Origin of the sequence: Xanthomonas floridensis, from assembly GCF_001642575.1 — a bacterium.
Lineage (GTDB): Bacteria > Pseudomonadota > Gammaproteobacteria > Xanthomonadales > Xanthomonadaceae > Xanthomonas > Xanthomonas floridensis.
This window is the reverse complement of record NZ_LXNG01000045.1, coordinates 102199-125526: the sequence shown is the minus strand read 5'-3', so window position 1 is coordinate 125526 and position 23328 is coordinate 102199. Positions and strand designations below refer to the sequence as shown.

Sequence of the window (23328 nt, the reverse complement as noted above, 5' to 3'; positions counted from 1 at the left end):
AGCTACTGCGCGGCCGTCAGGCGGGGCGCTCGCCACGGTTTGTTGGCCTCTCTAAATGCAGCGGAATGTTTAGGTCAAACGCCTGGCTAGTTGAGCGCGCGGTGCCCTCACCGCTTGCAGGACACGCCGTCAACCCGTCCCTGGGGGCTCGGTGGCGGCATCCATGCCGCCACACGGTCCCGCAAGCGATGAGGACACCGCACCAGACAGTTTGCTGGCTGCTTTGTTGAGACCTCCGCCTATTGCTCTGCCTGCAGTGAGATGCAGACCCAAAGCGCCACTATCCAAACAACGCACGTCATGCACTGCTTGCACCATGCGCACCGACACCCTCGTCTGGTCCTTGCCCGCTCACCGGCGCGGGACCTTACGCGACATGGATGCCGCGTAAGAGCTTACAAGGACGTACTTGCAGCGTGTCCCGCGACGGTGGGCGGGCAAGGGCCCTGCAGAACACTCGCAGGTTGGCCGCTCCACAACTGCCTGCATCGTTCAATCGCCTCTCAAGGCGACCGGGAGATTGCGAGTCAGCGCAATTCGGCGATGCAAAGGCCGCATTGGCCTAACACGCAATGCCTCACCACAACACGCCATCCACCGGCTGCATCGGCTCCGGCGCTTGCTCACCAATGGCCTGAAGCGCATCGATCTCCACCGTGCGGCACATGGTATCCAGCGGCAGGTCGTGGATGGTGTTGGCGAACGGGTCGACCAGTTCATCGCCGATCTTCAGCACCGCCAGAAACATCAGGCCGGCCACCGTCGATCCCACCGGCGTGGCGTACTGCAGCGTTTCCACCAGGCCGATTGGCAACAGCACGCAGAACAACCGCGTGAACAGGTTCGGATAGAAGCGATACTGATACGGCAGCGGCGTATTTTTCAGGCGCTCCATGCCGCCTTGCGCGTTGGCGATATCCACCAGGATGCGTTCGACGCTGGCCTGCTGGATGCTGTCGATCCAGCCCTCGCGACGCGCCTGTTCGACGCTGCGCCCGGTGGTGTCGAGCAAGCCGTTCGCCACGTTGGTGCGCACCACCGCCGCCGCTGCTTCGTCGGCGTCCACATGCGGGGACAACGCCATCGCCACCGGCAGCCGGCGCAGTTGGCAGCGCAGTGCATTGACGTAGGCAATCTGCCGCAGCGCAATGGTGCGCCCAAGATCGCCGGCTTCCGGTGCAGACAGGATACTGACGCTCAGACGCACCAGATTGCGCGAGGCATTGATCATCTGGCCCCACAGCACCCGCCCCTCCCACCAGCGTTGATAGGTGGAATTGGCGCGAAAGCCCAGGAACAACGCCAGCGCAGAACCAAAGATGGTCAGCGGCAACGCCGGCGCACGGAACGGCAGCACGTAGTAAATGATGGTGATCAACACATCCCATACGAACAACACCGCCAGGGTCCGCCAGACCTGGCTGATCACATCTGCCACACGCGGCTTTACATCGACAATCAAAGGCACACTCCATCAAAAGAAACGAGTGACGCCATTGCGCGCATCCAGTGCATGGATGCGGTCGGTAGCGCACTCAAGCGTGCGCAGTGTGCCGTTGCCACGGTGCAAGCACGGTGATGGGGCCGATCGAAACCATTGCCCCACGCGACCGGAGTGATGAAAAGGCGTAGCGAGCGGCAGTCAATTGGGTGTGCACGGCGTGCGGGAACACAGTGCACACGTGGCGCATGAAAGTTCGGAGCGCAGCCCGCACCCGTGTAGCGGGCGCGGTCGTTTTATGAGTCGCACCTAAGGCATCCAGGCCAGCAATTGATCCAGCCGCCGATGCGGATCGTCCTGCTGCAACAGAGAGAGCCGCTGCTGCTCGGTCAATGGCAGCAGCTCGGCCAATCGCCAACCAACCCAGGCGGCCTGATCCATCAACCCCGGCCCCACCGATGCAAATTCGCCACCCACCTGCTCCAGCATGCGCTCCAGCACCGTGGACAGCAGACCGTGCTCGGGCCGCAGTTCGTCATCCGGATCCGGTTCGCGCCAGGCGACATCTCCCACTACCAGACCGTTGTCGCGAATGCGCGAGCGCTGTACGTGGAAACGCCGCGTGCCGCGCAAGCGCAGCACCAGCACACCGTCGGCGCCCACATCGAAATCCTCGATGCGTACTTCGGTACCGAACGCGGCCGGCGTAGCGGGCACGCCGACTTCGTTGCCTTCCAGGATCAGGCATACGCCGAAGCTGGTGCCGTTGCGGCCGCATTCGCGTACCAGATCCAGATAGCGGCGTTCAAACACGCGCAAGCCCATCGCCGCGCCCGGCAACAGCACGCTGTGCAAAGGGAACAGCGGCAACGCGCTGGTATCGGCAGTGGCGGGGACCGGCGCCATCAGGACAGCTGCGCCAGGAAGCGACGCGGCGCGCCATCGAAACCGCCATTGGACATGAACACCACATGGTCGCCCGGCTGCGCCAGCTCTCCCAAGGTGTGCAGCAATCCATCGACGTCATGCGCCACGCGCGCATCGCCACGCACCTGCGCGATGATCGGCGCCGCGTCCCAGGGCAACTCTGGCCGGTGCAGGAACACCACCGCATCGGCATCGTGCAGCGACGGCGCCAGTGCCTGCGCATGCGCGCCCAGGCGCATCGAATTGCTGCGCGGCTCCATCGCCACCAGCACGCGCGCCGCACCCACCTTGGCACGCAGTCCCTGCAGCGTGGTCGCAATCGCGGTGGGGTGATGCGCAAAGTCGTCGTAGACGGTGATATCGCGCGCCTGGCCCAGCACTTCCAGTCGCCGTTTGACGCTCTGGAACTGCGCCAGCGCCGGCATCACCGTCGCCGGATCCACGCCCACCGCATGCACTGCGGCCAATGCGGCCAGCCCGTTGAGCACGTTGTGCCGGCCCACCAGTGGCCACTGCATCTGGCCGATCTCCACACCGCGGTGGGCCACCGCAAACGCGCTGCCATCGGCAGCGATCAGGCGCGCGCTCCACTCCAGCCCGGCATCGAAGCCGAAGCGTTCCACCGGCGTCCAGCAGCCCATGGCCAGCACCTCGGCCAGCCGCGCGTCGTCGCCGTTGACGATCAAGCGCCCGCGCGCCGGCACGGTGCGCACCAGATGATGGAATTGCCGCTGGATGGCGGCCACGTCAGGAAAAATATCCGCGTGGTCGTACTCCAGGTTATTGAGGATCGCCACCAGCGGCCGGTAGTGCACGAACTTGCTGCGCTTGTCGAAGAACGCGGTGTCGTACTCGTCGGCCTCCACCACGAATTCGCGGCCCTGGCCCAGCCGTGCGGAGACGCCGAAGTCCTCGGCCACCCCACCGATCAAGAAGCCGGGCGACCGCCCGGCAGCTTCGAGCAGATAGCTCAGGATGGTGGTGGTGGTGGTCTTGCCATGGGTGCCGGCCACCGCGAGCGTGTCGCGGCCCGGCAATACCTGTTCGGCCAGCCACTGGGCGCCGGAGGTGTAGCGACGGCCGGCATCGAGCACCGCTTCCACCGCCGGATTGCCGCGCGACAAGGCATTGCCGATGACCACGTCAGTGGCATCGGGCGCGATGTTCGACGGCGCGTAGCCTTGCGCCAGCGCGATGCCGAGCGTTTCCAGCTGAGTGGACATCGGTGGATAGATGGCCTGGTCGCTGCCCTCCACCTGCCAGCCCAGCTCGCGCGCCAGGGCGGCCACACCGCCCATGAAAGTCCCGGCGATGCCGAGGATGTGGAGTTTGGTCATGCCGCACATTGTCGCCGATCACCGGAGTTGCGGGACATTCCAATCCACTCCCGGCCCCAGTGTCGGGAAACACCTACCGTACTGTCGGGAATTTCCCGATATGCGAACTGCGTCACATCCATCACTATGCTGAACGCCAGTCGCAGCATCCCTTTGGTCCTACTCCCCAAGAGGCCAAATCCCCAGGGAGCTCATGCTGTCGGGGCTCTGAGCAAGCTCACTACTGGCGTTATTCTGCCCCGGTCATCTCGTATGGCCGGGGTTTTTCTTTGCTGGGGTCTGGACCTGCAGACGACGCGGCCAACGGGCGCGCGATGAACAGGACCGGGCATTGCGCCCGGCCCGGGTGACTCAGCGGCCGAGCGCCTTGCTGATGCGCTCCAGCACTTCGTCCAGCGACCCAACGCCATCGACGCGCGCCAACTTGCCGCGCTGCTCGTAGAAGCCGATCACCGGTGCGGTGGAATCGGTATAGACCTGCAGACGCTTGCGCACCGACTCCGGGTTGTCGTCCTCACGGCCTTCGGCCTTGGCGCGCCCGGCGATGCGTTCGACCAGCAATTCGCTGGCGACGTCCAACTGCACCACTGCATCCAGTGGCTGACCGATCTTGCTGAGCAGGCTGTCCAGCGCATTGGCCTGGGCCACATTGCGCGGATAGCCATCGAGGATGAACCCCTTGGCGACGTCGGGCTGACCCAGTCGCGCTTCCAGCATGCCGAGCAGGATGTCATCGGACACCAGGTCGCCGCGTGCCATGACTTCCTTGGCCTTCAGGCCCAGTGGCGAGCCGGCGGCCACTTCGGCGCGCAACAGGTCGCCGGTGGAAATGTGCGGGATGTCAAACGTGTCTTTGAGACGTGTCGCCTGGGTGCCCTTGCCCGAACCGGGCGGTCCCAACAGAACCAATCGCATCAGTGGACTCCACTTTCGAAGAAAAACGCGTTGCGGTTGGCGGCGTTAGACTCAGGTCTTCGCCAGCGCTGACCGTATGGTCGTGCAGCTTACCGCATCCGGGGAATGTCCCGGCACTGTCCCTTGCGCCATCGCCCTGTGAGGAGCCTGTCCCCTATGACCACCGGCAATCTGTTGTATGCCCAGTCTGGCGGCGTCACCGCCGTCATCAACGCCACTGCCGCCGGCGTGATCAGCGAAGCACGCGCGCGCAAGATCAAGGTACTGGCCGCGCGCAACGGCATCCTGGGCGCATTGCGCGAAGAGCTGATCGATACCTCCAAGGAGTCGGCCGCCGCAATCGCCGCTCTGGCGCAGACGCCCGGCGGTGCATTCGGCTCGTGCCGCTACAAGCTCAAATCGCTGGAACAAGACAGCGCCAAGTACGAACGCCTGCTCGAGGTGTTGCGCGCGCACGACGTGCGCTGGTTCCTCTACAACGGCGGCAACGATTCGGCCGACACCGCCTGGAAGGTCTCGCAGCTGGCCAAGGCCTATGGCTACCCGCTGCACTGCATCGGCGTGCCCAAGACCATCGACAACGATCTGGCGGTGACCGACACCTGCCCCGGCTTCGGCTCGGCGGCCAAGTACACCGCGGTGTCGGTGCGCGAGGCTGCGCTGGATGTCGCCGCGATGGCCGATACCTCCACCAAGGTCTTCATCTACGAGGCGATGGGCCGCCACGCCGGCTGGCTGGCCGCAGCGGCAGGCCTGGCGGGGCAAGGCCCGGACGACGCACCGCAGATCATCCTGCTGCCCGAGCGCGCCTACGAGCAGGCGGTGTTCCTGGCCAAGGTGAAGCAGGTGGTGGAAAACGTCGGCTGGTGCGTGGTGGTTGCCAGCGAGGGCATCCAGGACGCGCACGGAAAATTCGTCGCCGACGCAGGCGGCGCAGCCGACTCTTTCGGCCACGCACAACTCGGTGGCGTGGCGTCGTTCCTGGCCGCGCAGGTCAAGCAGGAACTCGGCTACAAGGTGCATTGGACCCTGCCGGATTACCTGCAGCGCTCGGCACGCCACCTCGCCTCCAAGACCGATTGGGAACAGGCCCAGGCTGTCGGCAAGGCCGCCGTGCAGTACGCACTCAAGGGCATGAACGCGGTGATTCCGGTGATCGAACGCGTCAGCGACGCGCCGTACCGCTGGAAGATCGTGCCGGCCCCGCTGCACAAGGTGGCCAACCATGAAAAGAAGATGCCGCCCAGCTTCCTGCGCAAGGACGGATTCGGCATCACCGAACGCGCCCGCCGCTATTTCGCCCCACTGATCAAGGGCGAAGCACCACTGGCCTACGGCAGCGATGGGTTGCCCAAATACGTCAGCCTGAAGAACATCGCGGTGGCGAAGAAGCTGGCGGCCTGGGAAGGCTGAGCCCAGCCGGGCGGCCACGCTCCAGGTGGTGACGCATCAGCACCTGGACAGGCAAACGATGGCATGCAGCCGCATCCCCGCTCCAGCCCGATGACATGGCGGCGGCACCGGAAAATGTGCGTAATAGCTGGCATCGACATCGATGCGACATGGGAGCAGCAGCTGCTGCAATTGGGGCTGCCTGTCGCGGGGTGCTGCGGCTTTGCGGCTTGCGGCTTGCGGCTTGCGGCTTGCGGCTTGCGGCTTGCGGCAGAATGATGCACGAGAACGGCCCGCAGCCTGCGTCACATGCCGAAACACTGGCGACGCTGCTCGTCAAGTGAGTTCATCCAGCTCGGTGGCCAGCGCTGCTACGGCGCCATCGCCAGGTTGATCCCGAGGGTGATCCATCCGCGCGGTGCGTTGAGTCGGTCGCGGCCCACAAGCAGATCGATGCTGGACGCCTTGCCAACCATCCTGCGCATTCCCGCCTGGCCTCCCTGGCCTCGATGGTCGTCGCCGAATGCTTCGCCCAGCAGGGTCCATGAGGCGGTGACCGCGTGCTCGATCCCGATGCCGGCATTGGTCGTGTCGGGTCCGGCATGGGTTGCTGTGACGCCGGCGTTGACATGAAGGCGGGTAGCCGCTGCGTCGCCGAACGACCAGGTCAAGGGCAACGTGATGTAGCGTGCGCGTTGTCGCGCCCCCTGCCAGGAGCGCTGCACGCCCACTGACACTGCAACCCCCAGCACATGTTGCTCAGGATCACGCAGGACACGCTTGGCGCCAAGGTCCATGGACGTGGTGCCATGCCGAACATCGGTCAGCCCCAAAGCGATTTCCGTCCCCGCAACATTGCATGCAGGCACCAGTGTGCTAAACGCCGTGGCCGGCATTGCACGCGACCATGCCTCCAGCTGACACTGACCACGCGGCGTGACGCTCGCATCGTCGACGACCATGCTGGCCGCCGCGCGCGCCGATAGCGGGTTCGATAGGACAAGAGCTACCAGCAGCCCGGGAGAATGACGAAATCGCTTCATGCGTTTATTCAAATGATCAGGAATTCGCGACCGAAGCGACTTAAATTGCCGGATCGACAGTGCGACAGCTGCGCGATGGATACGTCCAGACGCATCGATGTTTGTCAGGCCTTGCACGGCACCGGCAGCTCATCGGACATGCCCTGCTAGCGCGGCGTCCGCATGAGGAGAGGTCAGCCGCCCAAGCACGCCCCATTCTCCATCGACATGCTGGTGGCGGGATCACCGAGAACGATGACCTGCCGCCGTTACCGACAGGCCTTGCCTTCCATGGTTTGCTGCGCGGCGAACATCGGCACCTGCGGGATCTTGCCGGCGGCGGCCTGCTGCTTGGCGTCTTCCAAATAGATACGCGACTGGCCTTGCCCATCGAGCTGCGGCTTGGCATCCACCGGCTTGCGCCAGACACGCACGACCGCCTGCTGCCCCGGACAGGTGGCGCTGGGGACGCGGATCACATCATTGAAGATCCAGCCGGACGCCACGCTGGGCGCGGCCTTGGCATAGTCCACGAAGCGTGCACGCGGCTGACACGTGGGGCTGCTACGCACCACCGAGAAGGTATACGGCTGCGCGGCATTGCCGGTGAACACGCCTTCCAGCCGCGCGCAGGCTTCCGGAATCTGGCGCAAGGTGTGTACCGCCCCAACCGCCTGCGCGGTCCCGGGTGCACGCGCCTTCAGCTCCGGCGTGGGGTCTGCAGCAAACGCGCTGCCGGTGAGCAGCAGGGCGCTCAGCAGGGCAGCATGGCTGCACGCGGCATGGTGGGACATGGTCACTCCTTGGATCGCTCGATACGGATGGGCCGCAGGCTGTCACGCGGCAACTGAACGACATGCCAAAGCCGCGATGCTGGCAGCCACGCACGCTGCGGCGCATACTCGGCCGCGATCCGGCCACTTGAACATCGCGACGCGCATTGTGGCCCTTGCGGCCGTCGAGTTCGTATTCGCCGTCTACTCGTCGTGCATCGCCCCCTGGTTCATCCCGACCGGATGACATCCATTCTCTGGGAGGGGTCATGCTGGAACATTACGGGTTATCGCTTGCGCTGGGATGTGCGGTCCTGGCAATCGTCTACGGAATCGTGTCGGCGCGCTGGGTGGTGGCGCAGCCCAGCGGTAACGCGCGCATGCAGGAGATCGCCGCTGCGATCCAGGAAGGCGCACGTGCCTACCTCAACCGGCAATACCTCACGATCTCGATCGCCGGCGGTGTGTTGTTTGTGCTGGTCGGGCTGTTCCTGAGCTGGTACACCGCAATCGGGTTTGCACTGGGTGCAGTGCTCTCCGGGCTGGCCGGCTATATCGGAATGAATGTCTCGGTGCGCGCCAATGTGCGCACCGCCGAGGCCGCACGCCACGGGATCGGCAAGGCGATGGATGTGGCGTTTCGCGGTGGCGCGATTACCGGCATGCTGGTGGTGGGCCTGGGCCTGCTGGGTGTGGCCGGGTATTACGCCGTGCTGCAGCGCCTGGGGCTTCCGCTGGAGCAGAACCTGCATGCCCTGGTCGGGCTGGCGTTCGGGTCGTCGCTGATTTCGATCTTCGCGCGCCTGGGGGGCGGTATTTTCACCAAGGGCGCGGATGTGGGCGCAGACCTGGTAGGCAAGGTGGAAGCCGGCATCCCCGAAGACGATCCGCGTAACCCGGCGGTAATCGCCGACAACGTGGGCGACAACGTGGGCGACTGCGCCGGCATGGCAGCGGACCTCTTCGAGACCTATGCGGTCACCGTGATCGCCACGATGCTGCTCGGCAGCCTCACACTGACCGAGACCGGGCCGCATGCGGTGCTGTATCCACTGGTGCTTGGCGGGGTGTCGATCATCGCGTCGATCGTCGGTGCGGCCTTCGTCAAGGTGAAGGCGGGCGGCTCGATCATGGGAGCGCTCTACAAGGGCGTGATCGTCTCCGGCGTCCTGGCCGCACTGGCCTACTGGCCGATCACCCAGGCGCTGATGCGCGACAACAGCCATGGCGCCACGTCGTTGTACGTGTGCGCCTTGATCGGGCTGGTCCTTACCGGCCTGATCGTATGGATCACCGAGTACTACACCGGCACCCAATACACACCCGTGCAGCACGTGGCATCGGCCAGCACCACCGGGCACGGCACCAACATCATTGCCGGTCTCGGCATTTCGATGAAGTCCACCGCACTGCCGGTGATCGCGGTGTGCGCTGCGATCTGGGGTGCATTCCATTTCGGTGGCCTGTACGGCATCGCCATCGCGGCCACCGCCATGCTGTCGATGGCCGGCATGATCGTGGCGCTGGATGCCTATGGCCCCATCACCGACAACGCCGGCGGCATTGCCGAAATGGCCGAACTACCGCCGGAAGTGCGTGCGATCACCGACCCGCTGGATGCGGTCGGCAACACCACCAAGGCGGTGACCAAGGGCTATGCGATCGGATCGGCGGCGCTGGCCGCGCTGGTGTTGTTTGCCGACTACACCCACAACCTGCAGGCCGCCAATCCGAACGAGGTGTTTGCCTTCGACCTGTCCGACCACACGGTGATCATTGGCCTGCTCATCGGCGGCCTGATTCCGTATCTGTTCGGCGCCATGGCAATGGAGGCCGTGGGCCGCGCGGCGGGCGCAGTAGTGGAGGAAGTCCGCCGCCAGTTCCGCGAGATTCCCGGCATCATGGCCGGCACCGCCAAGCCGCAATACGACCGTGCGGTCGACATGCTGACCCGCTCGGCGATCCGCGAAATGATCGTGCCCTCGCTATTGCCGGTGGTGGTGCCGATTGTGGTGGGGCTGTTGCTGGGGCCGCGCGCACTGGGCGGCCTGTTGATCGGCACGATCGTGACCGGATTGTTCCTGGCCATTTCCATGACCACCGGCGGCGGCGCCTGGGACAATGCCAAGAAATACATCGAGGATGGTCACTTCGGCGGCAAGGGCAGCGAAGCGCACAAGGCGGCGATCACCGGCGACACCGTGGGCGACCCGTACAAGGACACTGCAGGGCCGGCCATCAACCCCTTGATCAAGATCATCAACATCGTGGCATTGCTGCTGGTGCCCTTGCTGTGAGCGGCGCAGGCCACGCCGCCGGGATCCTCCGGCGGCTCGCGATGCGGACCCAACGGCAGGTAACGCAGCCAGGCCGACACTCTGACCCAGTGCGGGGCAGCGAACCGCACCCGGCTCTCGCAGGCCTGCTGCCTGCAACATCCTGCGCCGGCTACCGCATGGGCTCCGGCGCAGGATGAGCTGCAATCCAGTCGAGCGTTGGCCAAACCCGCGCGGGGACCTCGCGGTGGGTGCATGGCAGCGACAACGGCGAGTGTATGGACCATCGCCTCTCGGATTTCGCCGAGCCCGCTGCCGTGCAAAACCTGCACGGCATCGGACCCCGCAACGCTGCACGCTGTACAACCAACGCCCACCTGCAAGGCAGCGACTCGCCTGCGAGCGCTGGCGCTGGCGCTGACCGTGTCGTGCCGGCCATCAATCCTCGAACCAGGTGATTGGCCTCGTCGTTGATCACAGGCAGCCGATCAAGCCATCGTAGATCGGCGGCGCACCGCCGGGCAGCGGTTCGAACAGGGGGTTGGTCACGGCAAGCACGCGATACATCTCCTCCAGACGGGTTCCGGCTTTCAGTGGCGCAGTGCACCGCCAGACCCGGCTGTCCGAGCGCAGGTAGCCACTGCGTGGGTCGACGCTGACCTCGCTGGCGCCGAAGGTCCAGATGCAGCTACGCACCACGCCGGTGACACGATGGACCGAGCAGCGAAAGCGCAGCGGCTGGTAATCGCTGAATTCGCCGCCGCAGAAGGTGTCGCCGCAGATGTTGTCGAAGTCACGGTCCAGCCGTTGCTCCAGATCGATGAAGGCCTCCCAGCCCTCTCCATTGGCCGGCCAGTCCACGGCGTCCACATAGGTCGGCGGTGGCGCTGCCGCGGCGGCGGCATGGGCGGTGAGCGAAAGCAGCAAGACGACGAGCAAGCGCGTGAGCCTGGGCATGGCGGTTTCCGGACGGTGGATGAGCCTGCAGCGTGCGCCCGGGGCCAACCCGCCGGGATCGGGCGGTTGCCTGTGATGAATGCAGGCTATGCCGTATTCGGCCGTCAGAACATTGCCTATTCAGTGTCGCTGCAGCGCAACAGCCGAACGCGTAGAATCGCGCTCCACACACTGCTGACGCCTCGGAGCTACGCGCATGGGTCTTGAACTGGTCACCTCTGGCAAGAATCTGCCGGAAGAAATCAACGTCGTCATCGAAATCCCCAAGGATTCCGAGCCGGTCAAGTACGAAGTGGACAAGGCCAGCGGCGCGATCTTCGTCGACCGCATCCTGTCGACCCCGATGCGTTACCCCTGCAACTACGGCTACGTGCCCAACACCCTGTGCGGCGATGGCGATCCGGCCGACGTGCTGGTGGTGCTGCCGCTGCCGCTGGTCCCGGGCTCGGTGGTGCGCTGCCGTCCGGTCGGCGTGCTGCGCATGAGCGACGAGGCGGGCAGCGACGAAAAGATCCTGGCGGTGCCGATCGAGAAGATCTTCTCCGGCTACGCGCACATCGAGGACATCAATCAGGTCTCCAGCCACTGGATGGAGCGCATCGGCCATTTCTTCGAGCATTACAAGGACTTGGAGAAGGGCAAGTGGGTGAAGCTGGACGGTTGGGGCGGCGCTGCCGAGGCCAAGCGCATCCTGGTCGAATCGGTGGAACGCTATAATTCCGACGCGCCCTGAGCCGTTGGCCGTCACCTTTGCTCCGTGAGCATGGAGCGACCGGGATCACGCTTTTGCCGTGATCCCGGTGACCGCCGTCGGCAGATTGGGTACATTGCCGGACTGCGTTTGGCCGGCGCCTTGCCGCCGGTGACTTCTGGGGAAGTGTCTTGCGTATTCTGTTTGTTGGGGACGAAGCCAGCCTTCCGTCCGACCTGGTCGATTACGTCTCCGATCTCGGCGACCAATGGCAGGCGCAGCAGGTGGCCGATGGAAATTCGGCGATCGAGGCTGCCGCGCTGTCGCCGTTCGACGCGGTCATCGTTGCACCGATCCTGCCCGACCTGACAGCCGCCACCTTGCTGGGGCAGATCCGGACGCTGCGTCCGGACACGATCCGGATTGCATTGATCGATGCCCAGGATGGCCAGCGCACGCCGCCGGCCCGCATCATTGGCGTGGCCCATCGCTTCCTGCCGATGCCGCTGGCGCCGGAAGTGCTGCTCGAAGCCGTCACCAGCCTGGAAGAGCTGCGCGACCTGCTGAGCAATCCGCGCCTGCGCGCGGCCATCGGCCGGATCGAAAAGCTGCCGTCGCCGCCGCATCTGTATCTGAGCCTGATGCATGCGCTGGAAGAAGACGATGGCGCCGATGCGGCCGATATCGCCAAGCTCATCTCGGGCGATCCGGCTATCGCGGCCAAGGTGTTGCAGCTATGCAATTCGGCGTTCTTTTCCGGCGGCCGCAGCATCACCGATCTGCGCACGGCCGTGACCCGCCTGGGCGTGGCGACGCTGCGCGACCTGGTACTGGCCAGCGAAGTGTTCTCGGTGCAGACCCTGACCCCGGCAGAGCGCAGCGCGATGCAGCGCCGCGCCCTGCTCTCCTCGCGTCTGGCGGCCAAGGTATTGCCACCGACCAGCGCGGAGCTGGGTTCCACCGCCGCACTGCTGGCCGACATCGGCCTGCTCCTGCCGGGCGTACGCGATGAGCGCGAGCCGCTGCCGGAAGGCGGCGACGAGCGCCTGGGCCATACCGAAGCCGGCGCCTATCTGCTCGGCCTGTGGGGCCTGCCGATGCCGATCATCGAGGCAGTGGCTTTCCATCGCCACCCGCAGCGTTCCAGCCTGCGCAGCTTCTGGGTCACCGGCGCGGTGCATGTGGCCACGGCACTGGCCAGCGGCGAAACCGTGGACGAAGAGTATTTGTCCAAGGTCGGCGTGATCTCCCGCCTGCCGACCTGGCGCGAACAGGCCGACACCTTGCTGGGCCTTGCCGAGGCGTAAGCGGCGGGCCGTCAGGGGCAGCGATCGAAGTAGCGAAAAGGCGCGATGGCATCGCGCCTTTTTCTTTGCCGCCTTGCAGGGCGCGATGAGGGGCGCGGGATGGGCTGTAACGTCAGGCGCCGCGCAACGGGAGATCCACGGCGACGGATCCAGACCTGGAACATCTGCGGTCCGAACCAGACTAAAGGTGATGGCGGTCGACTCAAGACTCCGTGGTGAGAACGTCATAGACCACGCACGCGCAGAGAAACTTTCGGCATGCGCCGGCAGCCAGGCTCCGGTTGCAGCGCGTCAAGCTCGTCCTGGAGCGTCCCAGCCCTCCGCGCCACACGGCAACCGTGGCGACTCACATGCACAGACCACACCGTGGACGCGTCGACGACAGGCATAAAAAAAGCGGGCCTTTCGGCCCGCTTCTTCTTTCACGAGGCTTCGATGATCAGAAGCGCTGGTTGTACTGCACGAACAGGAAGCGGTCGTAATCCAGCATCGGATCGATCGCCGCGGTGCTGCTGTTGGTGATCGAGTAGGTCACCGGCGGCTGCTTGTTCCAGATGTTGCGGGCGCCGACGGTCACGCTGCCGTCCCACGGAGCCTGCCAGGTAACCGAGACGTCCTGGTAGGAGATCGAGCCCTTCTTGTTGGAACCGGTACCGCCGCCCCAACCCGGGTTCGGGGTCTGGTAGTTCGGGTCGTTGCACTCGATGCCTGCCGATGCATCCCAGCAGTAATCGCGGAAGCCGCCGTAGTAGCGCAGGTTCCAGTTGGCCGACAGCGAACCCAGCGACCAGTCCAGACCCAGGGTGGCGCGCACGCGCGGGTAGTTCCAGTAGCCAGCTGCGTTGGCCCAATCGGCACCGGCTTCAGCCTGCGACTTGTAGGTCGCCAGGTAGTTGGTGTCCAGGTTGACGGCGAACTTGCCGTAGGCGGTTTCGGGCATGCGGTAACGCACGCCGAAGTTGTAGCCTTCGGTTTCCAGACGACCCAGGTTGACGTTGCCGCGGCTCAGCGTGGTGACCTGACCGCTGATCGGGTCGCGACCGTAGTCGGCACAGTAGCTGGCCAGGTTGTTGAGATAGCAGTTGTTCAACACATCATTGGCCGTCAGCGCGGTGATGATGTTGGAGATCGAAATGCGGTACCAATCCAGCGAGAAGTCCAGGCCCTGCACCCAATGCGGGCTGTACACCATGCCCACGGTCCGGGTGATGCTGTATTCCGGCTCCAGCTCTGCATTACCCACGCCCGAATTGAACGGCGCGTTGCCCTGCACGTCGCGACGGGTCACCGGATTGCCTGCGGTGTCGGTCTGACGGTAACCGGCCGGCAAGCCTTCGCCGGCACAGCGCGCCGCCACACCTGCGTTGCCCAGCGAACCGAAGGTCGCGTCGCACGGATCGGTGAAGGTATCGAAGGTCTGCGAGCCGCCACCGAAGGTGTCCGACAGCGTCGGCGCACGGAAACCGGTGCCGTAGGTACCACGCACCAGCAGGTCGTCGATCGGCTTCCAGGTGAAGCTGAACTTGCTGTTGGTGGTGTCGCCGAAACGGCTGTAGTTGCTGTAGCGCGCAGCCACGTCGAACGACAGTTCCTTGGCGCCCGGCAGATCCTTCAGTACCGGAATCAACAGCTCCAGGTAGGCTTCGTTGGTCTGGTAGCGACCTTCGGTGGCCTGTGCAGCCAGATCGGTGGTGTAACCGGCGCTGGACAGCTGGTCCGGGTAGTCGTAGCCGCTGATTTCGCGGTGCTCGACACCTGCAGCGAAGCCCAGCTCACCGGCCGGCAGGTCGAACAGGCCGCCGGTGACATTGGCGGTCCACTGCTTGCTCAGGCTCTGCTGCGTGGACTGACCCAGCGCATTGATGTACTGCAGCGCGTTCGGCGTGGACGCCGACGGGCCACCCAGGATATTGAACGGGGTGCACTGGCCCAGCGCATTACTGGTACCCAGCGCGATCGGAGCCGCTGCGGTACCGCACTGCACCTGACCCTGTGCATTGAGGAACGAAGGACCCAGTGCCTTCTGCAATGCCAGCAGGTTGATGTTGCCGCGGGAAACCTGCGTCACATCGTACTTGTTGTAGTTGAAGCCCACGTCCCAGTTCCAGCCGTGGCTGCCGACGTCGAACACGCCTTCCAGCGCTGCATCGAAGTGCAGGGTCTTGACGTTGCTTTCGGTGGTGCGCGGCAATTCAACCGTACGACGGAACCAGCTGGTGATGTCCTGGCCAACCGGGTTGTAGTAGCTGCTGCCACTGATGGCGACCGGGAACTGCGGCTGCGACGAGGCCTGCAGCGGGTAGCCGGCGATCTGACGGTTCGAGTCGCGCTCGGAGTACATCGCGGTCGACTTGAAGGTCAGGCTGTCGGTCAGGTTGTAGCTGCCGGTCGTGAAGATCGACTTGTTGCGGCTGGACTGCTGCAACATCATCTGGTCGACGGAATTGAAGTAATCGTCGGTGGTGATGTCGTTGTGGTAGTTGGCCAGATTGCGTGAATCCGCACCCACGCCCTTACCGTCGAACGAGCCGGTGTGGTTGAGGATGTAGGTCTGGTCGTTGGAGGTGAAGCGACCCCACGGGCCGGTTGCACTCAGGCCATCTTCGATGTGGTTCGGACCGGCCGAGTAACGGGTCAGCGTGCGATCCTTGGCCCACACCGGATCTTCGTTGGTGTAGTTGACGCCAAACACCAGCGAGGAGCGGTCGGTGGTGGTGCCGGCGGTGAAGGAGTACTGCTCCTTGGAACCGTCGCCACGACCGTTCTGGCCGAAGTACGCCGAGGCTTCTGCACCGTCGTAGTTCTGACGCAGGATGATGTTGACCACACCGGCCACGGCGTCGGAGCCGTAGATCGCCGAGGCGCCGTCCTTCAGGACTTCGATGCGCTCGATCAGCGAGCTCGGGATGGTGGACATGTCGGTCAGGCCGGACAGGCTGCTGGTCCAACGCTTGCCGTTCACCAACACCAGGGTACGGTTCTCACCCAGGTTGTACAGATTGACGTACTGGCCGCCCTGTTCCGGGTCGGAGGTCAGCACGGCAGCCTTGCTGTAGGTCTGCGTACCGGCAATCGACAGGTTCTGGAGGATGTCGCCAACGCTGACCAGGCCGGACTTCTGAATGTCCTGCTGGGAGACGGTGAACACCGGCTGTGCGGTTTCGACGTCGACCGAGCGGATGCGCGAGCCGGTGATTTCGATGCGGTCCAGGGTCGTGGTCGACGGGGCGGACTGCTCTTGTGCATTGGCGGCAAAAGCCGGCGTCAACGCGATCGCAATACCGGCGGGCAACAGGCCCAGCCGCACTGCGGAGGTGCGAAGGTTCATCAATCTCTCCAGGGTTCGTTAGTGGCGCGTTAAGCGCCCCTGTGCAAATTACGATTGCGTGAACGCCGTCGCTTTGCGCGTCACGTTCCGTGGCTTTGCCGAATCTGGCGGATTGGTCGTCTGGTCCCGGTAATGCGATGCGGAGACCCCGAAGCGCGCACGAAACGCACGCGCAAAACTGCAGCAATTATCGAAGCCGCTGGCGGCCGCAACCTCACCAATCATCATCGATGTGTCGCGCAACAGATCGGAGGCGCGCTCCAGTCGCAGGCGCGCCGACAACGCCTGTGGGCTTTCCTCGTACAGGCTTTGAAACGTCTTGGAGACATACCAGCTGGAGAAGTTGGTCAGCTGCGCCAGTTCGCTGATGCGCACGACGCGGTCGCTGTTGCCTTCCAGGTAAAGCCGGGCGCGCTGCATGCGACCGAAGACCTGGCGACGACGGCTGCGTGAGCGACCTGGGCAACGCTGCTCCTGCTCGATGAAGTCGCGCTGCATTGCTGCCAGGTGCAGCAACAGCGGACGTGCCGAGGCACTGCCACTCTGCACTGCCGCGTTGCGCCACAGCCGCAATGCGATACGCAGATCGCTGCGCGACAGATGGCTGCGTCCCGGATACAGCGTGGCATCGGTCAGCTCGGCCAGGGACTGCAGGCTGTCGCCATCGAGGCTGACGCCGACGCACAGCGCGCTCCGGTCGGCCTGCACGGCGGGATGGGAGTCCTTGTCGAAGGCAATCCAGTCGCCGGCACGCAGGCGGAAACGCCCTTCCTTGGATTCCACCCATGCGCGCCCGCGCAACTGCACCCATAGCGTGAACGTCGCAGACGTGGTGCGGATGCTGCCCAACCGCGAGACTGCCAGACATGTGGTCGAGGTCGATTCGCTGGCACCATCCAATGAGAGTGCGAGGCCGCGATCGGCAGTGATGACCTGTTGCATGTTGGCAGCCCTGTATACAAAAGAGGGCGTAGTGTTTTGCCGAATCTGGCGCGAATCAGGAAGTTCTGACGAAACTGTGCCGAAATCGCTACGAAACTTTTCCGAAAAATTTACGAGGTCATTTTCCTCAGTATTATCAACATGCTGGAGATAAAGCCGGGGGCAACCGAAGACCGTTCCGGCAGCGCCATGTAGGCAATCGAGCTGCCGTCTTCCTCAGCCAGTGCCACATACATCGCGTCGCTGCGCTGGTCCACGCTGAAACCATTGATGGTGGTGAATTTATCCGCATCCAGGCACTGCGCACGCCTGCTGCGAAGCTCACTGTCGTAGGCCGCACAGCTGTCAGTGGACGACAGGTAATGCACCCGGCCATCCGCACCTGGTGCCCAACTGCGATAGCGCCAACGCGATGGCTGCTGTGGATCCACCGATCGCACGCTGTCGGCGGCCAGGGTCGGTGCGATCTGCCACAAGCCTGCGCCACTCAGGTGCGTGAACAACACGTGTCCGCTGTCGCGATCCAGGCGCAGTTGCGAGACATCCTGCAAGCTGGCCAGCGCGCGCCAGGGCCGGCTGCGCCGGTCGTAGAGCGTGGCGAAGGTGTGCCCATCGTCATCGGCGGCAACAACCATCACCTGGTTGGGATCAGGCAGATAGATGGCTTGCAGTGGCCGTGCCAGCGGTACCGGCAGTCGGACCGCCTTGCCGGTAGCCGGCGTCACTTCGAACAGCGCTGCGTGTCCCTCTGCATCGCTCCCGTTGACCAGGACCTGCCGCGAGTCGGCTGACCAATCCGCGGCCTGTCGCGCGTCCGGCCGTACCCCTTCGATCAAGCGCACCGAGCCAGGCTGGGTGACATCACCCCACCACAGGCCATAAGCACCGGAGCGATTGGAGGCGAAGATGAGTTGGCGCTCATCAGGAGCAATCATCGGATGGTCGTCGCGTCCATTGGAGGCGAATAACCTGCGCCGGATGTAGCCACCATTCATCGGGTCATGGATGACCTGATGCACGCCGAATTGCGGCTTGCGCTGGACGAACACCAGATGGCCCTGAGCCACGTCCGGCGCCTGCGCGTCGTCCACGCCCAGATCGTGCAGGCTGCGGTCGACCAGATCGAGCCGATACAGCCGCGCCTCGCTATCGACGCGGCGACCGAAGATCAGGCCGCTGCCGTCGGGCAGCCAACTCCAGCCCCGGATGTCGGCATTGTCATGGGTCAAGCGTTCGGCGGTGCCACCGTGTGCAGGAATCCGCCAGAGATCGCCGAGCTGGGGGTTGCGCAGGAACACGATCCAGCGCCCATCCGGGGAATAGCGCGGCGCGTAGTCGAAATCGGTCGGCTGCGCGTTGTAGGCCAGCTCCTGCCATTGATCGGTTTCAAGGTCCAGGCGACGGATCCGCGGAGCGCCCTGCGCGCCGGTCATGCTGCCGAACAGCAAGGCGCGTCCGTCGGGCGACCAGCTGAAGCTGAGCATGTCGGCGCCATCACAACGCATGACTTCGCGCGAGGCGGCCGCGCCGGCCGCCGCCGCAATCATGATCCTGCAGCTACCGTCCGGTGCCTGCCGCGCAAACGCAATTTCGCGTCCATCCGGCGACCAGGCCGGCAAGCGATCCGAGACGCCGGGTGCAGGCGTCTCCAGCACACGCGGGTAGGCGTTGTCGGTGGTCTTGACCAGGATCGAGGTGCCCACGCGATCATTGGTCAGCGAGGCATAGGCAACCATCGCGCCATCGGGCGAGAGACTGGGAGTCAGATCGAACCCACCGCCTGCAGTGATCACCTGGTACGGCCGCTTGGGGCTACCTGGCACCGCCGGTGCCGACGCAGCAGTGTCGGTGGCCTGCGGTCGCAGCCACAGCGTGCGCGCCGCAAGCCCCAACACCACCAGCAATGCCAGACTGGCAACGGCCAAGGCCATAAAGCGGCGCCGATGCTGCGCCATTGGTGTCGCAGGCAAGCGCTGCGCGTTTGCCTGCTGGCCCGCGTCCGACCCGGCATGCATTGGCTGGGTTGCGACTGGCGCCGCGTGCTCGGACAGCGGCTCGCCGGCAGGCACGTCTGTTTCTGGCAGCTGCACCATGGGTGGCTCGGCATGCAGATCCCACGCCACCGGCGCCAACAGGCGGTAGCCGGTCTTGGCAATCGTCTCGATATGCTCCGAACGCTGGCTGCCATGGCTGCCCAGCGCCTTGCGCAACTGCGTGACGGCCTGGGTGACGACATCGTTGGTGGGCAAGGTGTCGGGCCAGACCTCGGCCAACAGTTGTTCGCGCGTGACCACCTGCCCCGGCTGCCTGGCCAGGGTCAGCAACACTGCCAGGGATTTCGGCGCCAGCCGCAGCACGCGCTTGGCGCCCGGTGCATGCACTTCGCGCGAGGCAACGTCGACCACACACTGCCCGACACGCAGCCGGCCAGAGGACATCGCAGTAGTGGGAGAAACACTCATCGGCAAAAAACAGGCATCGGCATGCAAGAACCACAGAAGACGCAACACCCGAAAGCTGCGAAGCGCCAAATTCAGCAAAGGACGACGACCGACTGTGTCATGCATCCATTTGGTGCAAATTTTACTCTATGGCCCGTTGCTTCCTATGACAGGCAGTGACGTCAGGCTCTCTCTCTCTCGCCGACGAATTCAAATAATTACGATATTCCCTTCGCGCCTTCTGGCGCGATTTTTTTATCTGCGATTCAGTTAGACGGCCCACAAGCCTTGAATTATGTAACCGCTTGCAACTTGGCTGCAGCGCGGCACTTGCGGGGGCCGCTGCAATCTGCACAAAAACTTGCTGAACTGTTCCTAAGCAGCCCGCGCCTCACGCAGGCTGCCGTGCAACCGAATGACCCGGCTACGACGCGCGGTAAACCTGCGCGCCCTGCTCCAGAAACTCCGTCGCCTTTTCCTCCATCCCTGCCGCCAGCGCGCGCTCCTCGCCCATGCCGTGCTCGGCGGCATAATCGCGCACGTCCTGGGTGATCTTCATCGAGCAGAAGTGCGGCCCGCACATCGAGCAGAAGTGCGCCAGCTTGTGCGCGTCCTTGGGCAGGGTTTCATCGTGATACTCCCTGGCCTTTTCCGGATCCAGACCCAGATGGAACTGGTCGTCCCAGCGGAATTCGAAACGCGCCTTGCTCAAGGCGTTGTCGCGCACCTGCGCGCCGGGATGGCCCTTGGCCAGGTCGGCAGCATGCGCAGCGATCTTGTAGGCCATGATGCCGTCGCGCACGTCCTGGCGGTTTGGCAGTCCCAGATGCTCCTTGGGCGTGACATAACACAGCATCGCCGTGCCATACCAAGCGATCATCGCCGCACCGATCGCGCTGGTGATGTGGTCGTAGCCAGGCGCGATATCGGTAGTCAGCGGCCCAAGGGTATAGAACGGCGCTTCTCCGCATTCGCGTAGCTGCTTGTCCATGTTTTCCTTGATCAACTGCATCGGCACATGCCCCGGTCCTTCGATCATGGTCTGCACGTCGTGCTTCCACGCGAGTTTGGTCAACTCGCCCAAGGTTTCCAGTTCACCAAACTGCGCGGCGTCGTTGGCATCGGCGATACAGCCAGGGCGCAAGCCATCGCCCAGTGAAAACGCCACGTCGTAGGCCTTCATGATCTGGCAGATGTCTTCGAAATGGGTGTAAAGGAAGTTTTCCTTGTGGTGCGCCAGGCACCACTTGGCCATGATCGATCCGCCGCGCGACACGATGCCGGTGACGCGCCGGGCGGTCAGCGGCACATAGCGCAGCAGCACGCCGGCATGGATGGTGAAGTAGTCCACGCCCTGCTCGGCCTGCTCGATCAAGGTGTCGCGAAAAATTTCCCAGGTCAGCGCCTCGGCGCGTCCATCGACCTTTTCCAGCGCCTGATAGATCGGCACCGTGCCGATCGGCACCGGCGAATTGCGGATGATCCACTCGCGCGTTTCATGGATGTGCTTGCCGGTGGACAGATCCATCACCGTGTCGCCGCCCCAGCGGATCGACCACACCAGCTTTTCGACTTCTTCGGCGATGCCCGAGGACACCGCGCTGTTGCCGATATTGGCGTTGATCTTGGTCAGGAAATTGCGGCCGATGATCATCGGCTCGCTTTCCGGATGGTTGATGTTGTTGGGCAGGATCGCGCGGCCGCGTGCGATCTCCTCACGCACGAACTCCGGCGTGATGCGTTGCTGGATCGCGGCGCCGAACGGCTCGCCGGGGTGCTGCTTGCGCAGCGCCGCATCGGTCACCGCCTCCAGCCGCTGGTTTTCGCGGATGGCCACGAACTCCATCTCCGGGGTGATGATGCCGCGGCGTGCGTAATGCATCTGCGTGACATTGGCGCCGGCGCGTGCAACCCGAGGCAGACGCCGCGCTGAAAAGCGCACCGCATCCAGCCGTGCATCGTGTTCGCGGCCACGCCCGAAGCTGGAGCTGAGTTGGTCGAGCACCACGGTGTCGTCGCGTTCGGCGATCCAGTTCGCACGCAATGGTGCAAGCCCGGCCGCAAGATCGATTGCCGCCTGCGGATCGGTGTAAGGCCCGGAGGTGTCGTAGACGCTGAGCGGCGGATTGTCTTCGCCACCAAACAAGGTTGGCGTACGGGTCAGCACGATCTCGCGCATCGGCACCTGCAGATCGGCGCGCGAGCCGGACACGAAGATCTTGCGGGAACCGGGAATCGGCCGGGTCACGGCCTCGGACAGCGATTGGGCGTGTTGCTGCAAAACGGTAGGCGCGGCATTCATGGCATTCGTCCTGTGTGCTGGGGACCAGCACCAATGGCGCTGGCTCTGCGAGGAAGTCGCAGTGCGGACGAAGCGGCGGCGCTCAACACGGATCGCCCGTGCAGGCACGGACCATCGCATCTAACGAAGCTTCCCTACGCCGGTATGAGCCGGATCAGGTTCCAAGGGACTATCTCAACCGCAACGGTGCTGCGGTACCCCCACTTCGGCGGCGATTAAACCACATCGCCAAGACATGCGGCATGCGCTAATGCCGCCTGGGCGTGCGTGCCACCCATACGGCCCGCCTCGCCACAGCTGAACACACCCCGCGCCCCTGACATGCACCGACATTTCCACGGCATGCCCCCTGGCTAGCCTGCCCGCATAACGACAAGAAACTGCTCTCTCTCCCTACCGCCGACCTTCGGCGGTTTTTTTTGCGAGCCGGCAGCTGCCGCAACCCGTTATTTTTTCGTGAAACGGATAAGCGAATGCGTGGGACGCCATGGCCTGTCTGGGTAGTGAGCGTTTCTTGGAGCCACCTAGACGCGTTCATGCTGATAGACCATGATTCGCCACCTTCCGCCTGGATGTCACCGACCATGCGCTCGACAATCGCACGCCGCCCATTGACCGGTGCCGAGGCAGCAGCGTTGCAGGCGCGCTGCCCACCGAACTGGGAGTATTTGCACTTCCATGCAGGCGAGGAGTGCTGCGACGGCCCACTGCGGATCGATGGCGCGCTGGAGATCGAGCAGGACGTGCTCGTGGTGCTGGGCGACGTCGAATGCGACATTCTGTTCGTCAACGATATTGCCAGCCTGATCGTCGCCGGAGACCTGCGCGCCCGCGCAATCATTGCCAATGGCGGCCTGTACGTGTTCGGCGATCTGGACTGCCAGACGCTGGTCGGCCTTTCCTACGGCGATCGCGTCTTCGGCTGCACCGGGCATGCCCGCGTGGGCACGCTGATCGAGGACGCGCATACCTTCGATTTCGTCGGGACATTCGAGGCCGACCTGATCGCGCCGGAATCCAACCTCATCATTCTGCCGAAACATGCGCGCATCGCCCGCGATTTCCGCGCCGGCATGGCCTCCCAGCAGTTGCGCGAGACTTTCGTCGAGGCCGTATTGCAGGATGACACGCTCGATGTCGACAGCGTCTGCAGTGCACTCTGGGCAGGCCAGTCGCCACTGCGCTGAATCCACGCACGGCACGCATGGTCGCGGCCTCGGAAGCACCACTGTCGCACTGGAGTCCTGTCTCGCCACGGCCTGCAAGCTGCTGCGTGC

At 64.2% G+C, this 23328-nt stretch carries 16 protein-coding genes, 1 pseudogene and 1 riboswitch; of the genes and pseudogenes, 5 read left to right on the top strand and 12 right to left on the bottom strand.

What is annotated here, in order from left to right; translation table 11 throughout:
* Nucleotides 1-16 precede the first annotated feature (16 nt).
* The 5 genes and pseudogenes from A7D17_RS25135 to A7D17_RS18595 all read right to left on the bottom strand — a co-directional run.
* Nucleotides 17-228, bottom strand: a pseudogene (locus tag A7D17_RS25135) (hypothetical protein); the annotation flags it as partial.
* 349 nt (nt 229-577) lie between these two features.
* A complete protein-coding gene (locus A7D17_RS18610) occupies nt 578-1462 on the bottom strand; it encodes a bestrophin family protein (protein WP_064510456.1) in 885 nt (294 codons plus the stop codon).
* 288 nt (nt 1463-1750) lie between these two features.
* A complete protein-coding gene (locus A7D17_RS18605) occupies nt 1751-2347 on the bottom strand; it encodes an LON peptidase substrate-binding domain-containing protein (protein WP_064510455.1) in 597 nt (198 codons plus the stop codon).
* On the bottom strand, nt 2347-3714 hold the full coding sequence (gene mpl, locus A7D17_RS18600; RefSeq protein ID WP_193395365.1) for a UDP-N-acetylmuramate:L-alanyl-gamma-D-glutamyl-meso-diaminopimelate ligase: 1368 nt from the start codon (nt 3712-3714) through the stop codon (nt 2347-2349). The genes A7D17_RS18605 and mpl overlap by 1 nt, the downstream gene beginning before the upstream one ends.
* Nucleotides 3715-4056: 342 nt before the next feature.
* Entirely contained in the window at nt 4057-4620 is a 564-nt protein-coding gene (locus A7D17_RS18595) for an adenylate kinase (protein ID WP_064510454.1), read from the bottom strand.
* A gap of 156 nt (nt 4621-4776) precedes the next feature.
* Here A7D17_RS18595 and A7D17_RS18590 point away from each other — a divergent pair, with 156 nt between their 5' ends.
* Nucleotides 4777-6033 carry a 6-phosphofructokinase gene (locus A7D17_RS18590; protein ID WP_064510453.1) on the top strand — a complete coding sequence of 419 codons (1257 nt, stop codon included), beginning with the start codon at nt 4777-4779 and terminating at the stop codon, nt 6031-6033.
* 350 nt (nt 6034-6383) lie between these two features.
* Here the strand turns inward: A7D17_RS18590 and A7D17_RS18585 are convergent, their stop codons facing one another.
* Nucleotides 6384-7055 carry a hypothetical protein gene (locus A7D17_RS18585; protein WP_064510452.1) on the bottom strand — a complete coding sequence of 224 codons (672 nt, stop codon included), beginning with the start codon at nt 7053-7055 and terminating at the stop codon, nt 6384-6386.
* Nucleotides 7056-7303: 248 nt separating this feature from the next.
* Complete coding sequence (locus A7D17_RS18580) at nt 7304-7828, bottom strand: hypothetical protein (protein ID WP_064510451.1); 525 nt, start codon at nt 7826-7828, stop codon at nt 7304-7306.
* Between the two features lie 248 nt (nt 7829-8076).
* On the opposite strand from A7D17_RS18580, the gene A7D17_RS18575 reads away from it, so the two are divergent.
* Nucleotides 8077-10104, top strand: coding sequence for a sodium-translocating pyrophosphatase (locus A7D17_RS18575; RefSeq protein WP_064510450.1), 2028 nt, complete (start codon nt 8077-8079; stop codon nt 10102-10104).
* 453 nt (nt 10105-10557) lie between these two features.
* Here the strand turns inward: A7D17_RS18575 and A7D17_RS18570 are convergent, their stop codons facing one another.
* Nucleotides 10558-11040 carry a hypothetical protein gene (locus A7D17_RS18570; RefSeq protein WP_064510449.1) on the bottom strand — a complete coding sequence of 161 codons (483 nt, stop codon included), beginning with the start codon at nt 11038-11040 and terminating at the stop codon, nt 10558-10560.
* Between the two features lie 196 nt (nt 11041-11236).
* Here A7D17_RS18570 and ppa point away from each other — a divergent pair, with 196 nt between their 5' ends.
* The gene (ppa, locus tag A7D17_RS18565) at nt 11237-11773 is read left to right on the top strand and encodes an inorganic diphosphatase (RefSeq protein ID WP_005990841.1); all 537 of its coding nucleotides are present in this window, start codon (nt 11237-11239) and stop codon (nt 11771-11773) included.
* Between the two features lie 149 nt (nt 11774-11922).
* Nucleotides 11923-13038 carry an HDOD domain-containing protein gene (locus A7D17_RS18560; RefSeq protein ID WP_064510448.1) on the top strand — a complete coding sequence of 372 codons (1116 nt, stop codon included), beginning with the start codon at nt 11923-11925 and terminating at the stop codon, nt 13036-13038.
* Between the two features lie 439 nt (nt 13039-13477).
* On the opposite strand, the gene A7D17_RS18555 is transcribed toward A7D17_RS18560, so the two are convergent.
* The 4 genes from A7D17_RS18555 to thiC all read right to left on the bottom strand — a co-directional run bounded on the left by A7D17_RS18555 (nt 13478) and on the right by thiC (nt 22051).
* The gene (locus A7D17_RS18555) at nt 13478-16366 is read right to left on the bottom strand and encodes a TonB-dependent receptor plug domain-containing protein (RefSeq protein ID WP_064510447.1); all 2889 of its coding nucleotides are present in this window, start codon (nt 16364-16366) and stop codon (nt 13478-13480) included.
* A gap of 48 nt (nt 16367-16414) precedes the next feature.
* Nucleotides 16415-17308 (bottom strand): helix-turn-helix domain-containing protein, encoded by an 894-nt coding sequence (locus A7D17_RS18550; protein WP_064510446.1) that lies wholly within the window; start codon nt 17306-17308, stop codon nt 16415-16417.
* Between the two features lie 110 nt (nt 17309-17418).
* Nucleotides 17419-19746 carry a winged helix-turn-helix domain-containing protein gene (locus tag A7D17_RS18545; RefSeq protein ID WP_064510445.1) on the bottom strand — a complete coding sequence of 776 codons (2328 nt, stop codon included), beginning with the start codon at nt 19744-19746 and terminating at the stop codon, nt 17419-17421.
* A gap of 427 nt (nt 19747-20173) precedes the next feature.
* Nucleotides 20174-22051: a phosphomethylpyrimidine synthase ThiC gene (gene thiC, locus A7D17_RS18540; RefSeq protein ID WP_064510444.1), complete on the bottom strand. Its 1878-nt coding sequence runs from the start codon at nt 22049-22051 to the stop codon at nt 20174-20176.
* A gap of 113 nt (nt 22052-22164) precedes the next feature.
* Nucleotides 22165-22263: riboswitch (TPP riboswitch) on the bottom strand.
* 399 nt (nt 22264-22662) lie between these two features.
* Between thiC and A7D17_RS18535 the strand changes: the two genes are divergently transcribed.
* Nucleotides 22663-23238 (top strand): hypothetical protein, encoded by a 576-nt coding sequence (locus A7D17_RS18535; protein WP_153041996.1) that lies wholly within the window; start codon nt 22663-22665, stop codon nt 23236-23238.
* Nucleotides 23239-23328 lie beyond the last annotated feature (90 nt).

Excerpts from the sequence above, each read along its gene's own strand:
- thiC (WP_064510444.1), bottom strand. The coding sequence starts at position 22,051 with ATGAATGCCGCGCCTACCGTTTTGCAGCAACACGCCCAATCGCTGTCC.
- A7D17_RS18585 (WP_064510452.1), bottom strand. The coding sequence starts at position 7,055 with ATGAAGCGATTTCGTCATTCTCCCGGGCTGCTGGTAGCTCTTGTCCTA.
- A7D17_RS18570 (WP_064510449.1), bottom strand. The coding sequence starts at position 11,040 with ATGCCCAGGCTCACGCGCTTGCTCGTCGTCTTGCTGCTTTCGCTCACC.
- A7D17_RS18580 (WP_064510451.1), bottom strand. The coding sequence starts at position 7,828 with ATGTCCCACCATGCCGCGTGCAGCCATGCTGCCCTGCTGAGCGCCCTG.
- A7D17_RS18595 (WP_064510454.1), bottom strand. The coding sequence starts at position 4,620 with ATGCGATTGGTTCTGTTGGGACCGCCCGGTTCGGGCAAGGGCACCCAG.
- A7D17_RS18550 (WP_064510446.1), bottom strand. The coding sequence starts at position 17,308 with ATGCAACAGGTCATCACTGCCGATCGCGGCCTCGCACTCTCATTGGAT.
- A7D17_RS18590 (WP_064510453.1), top strand. The coding sequence starts at position 4,777 with ATGACCACCGGCAATCTGTTGTATGCCCAGTCTGGCGGCGTCACCGCC.
- A7D17_RS18605 (WP_064510455.1), bottom strand. The coding sequence starts at position 2,347 with ATGGCGCCGGTCCCCGCCACTGCCGATACCAGCGCGTTGCCGCTGTTC.
- A7D17_RS18575 (WP_064510450.1), top strand. The coding sequence starts at position 8,077 with ATGCTGGAACATTACGGGTTATCGCTTGCGCTGGGATGTGCGGTCCTG.
- A7D17_RS18545 (WP_064510445.1), bottom strand. The coding sequence starts at position 19,746 with ATGTCCTCTGGCCGGCTGCGTGTCGGGCAGTGTGTGGTCGACGTTGCC.
- ppa (WP_005990841.1), top strand. The coding sequence starts at position 11,237 with ATGGGTCTTGAACTGGTCACCTCTGGCAAGAATCTGCCGGAAGAAATC.
- A7D17_RS18555 (WP_064510447.1), bottom strand. The coding sequence starts at position 16,366 with ATGAACCTTCGCACCTCCGCAGTGCGGCTGGGCCTGTTGCCCGCCGGT.
- mpl (WP_193395365.1), bottom strand. The coding sequence starts at position 3,714 with ATGTGCGGCATGACCAAACTCCACATCCTCGGCATCGCCGGGACTTTC.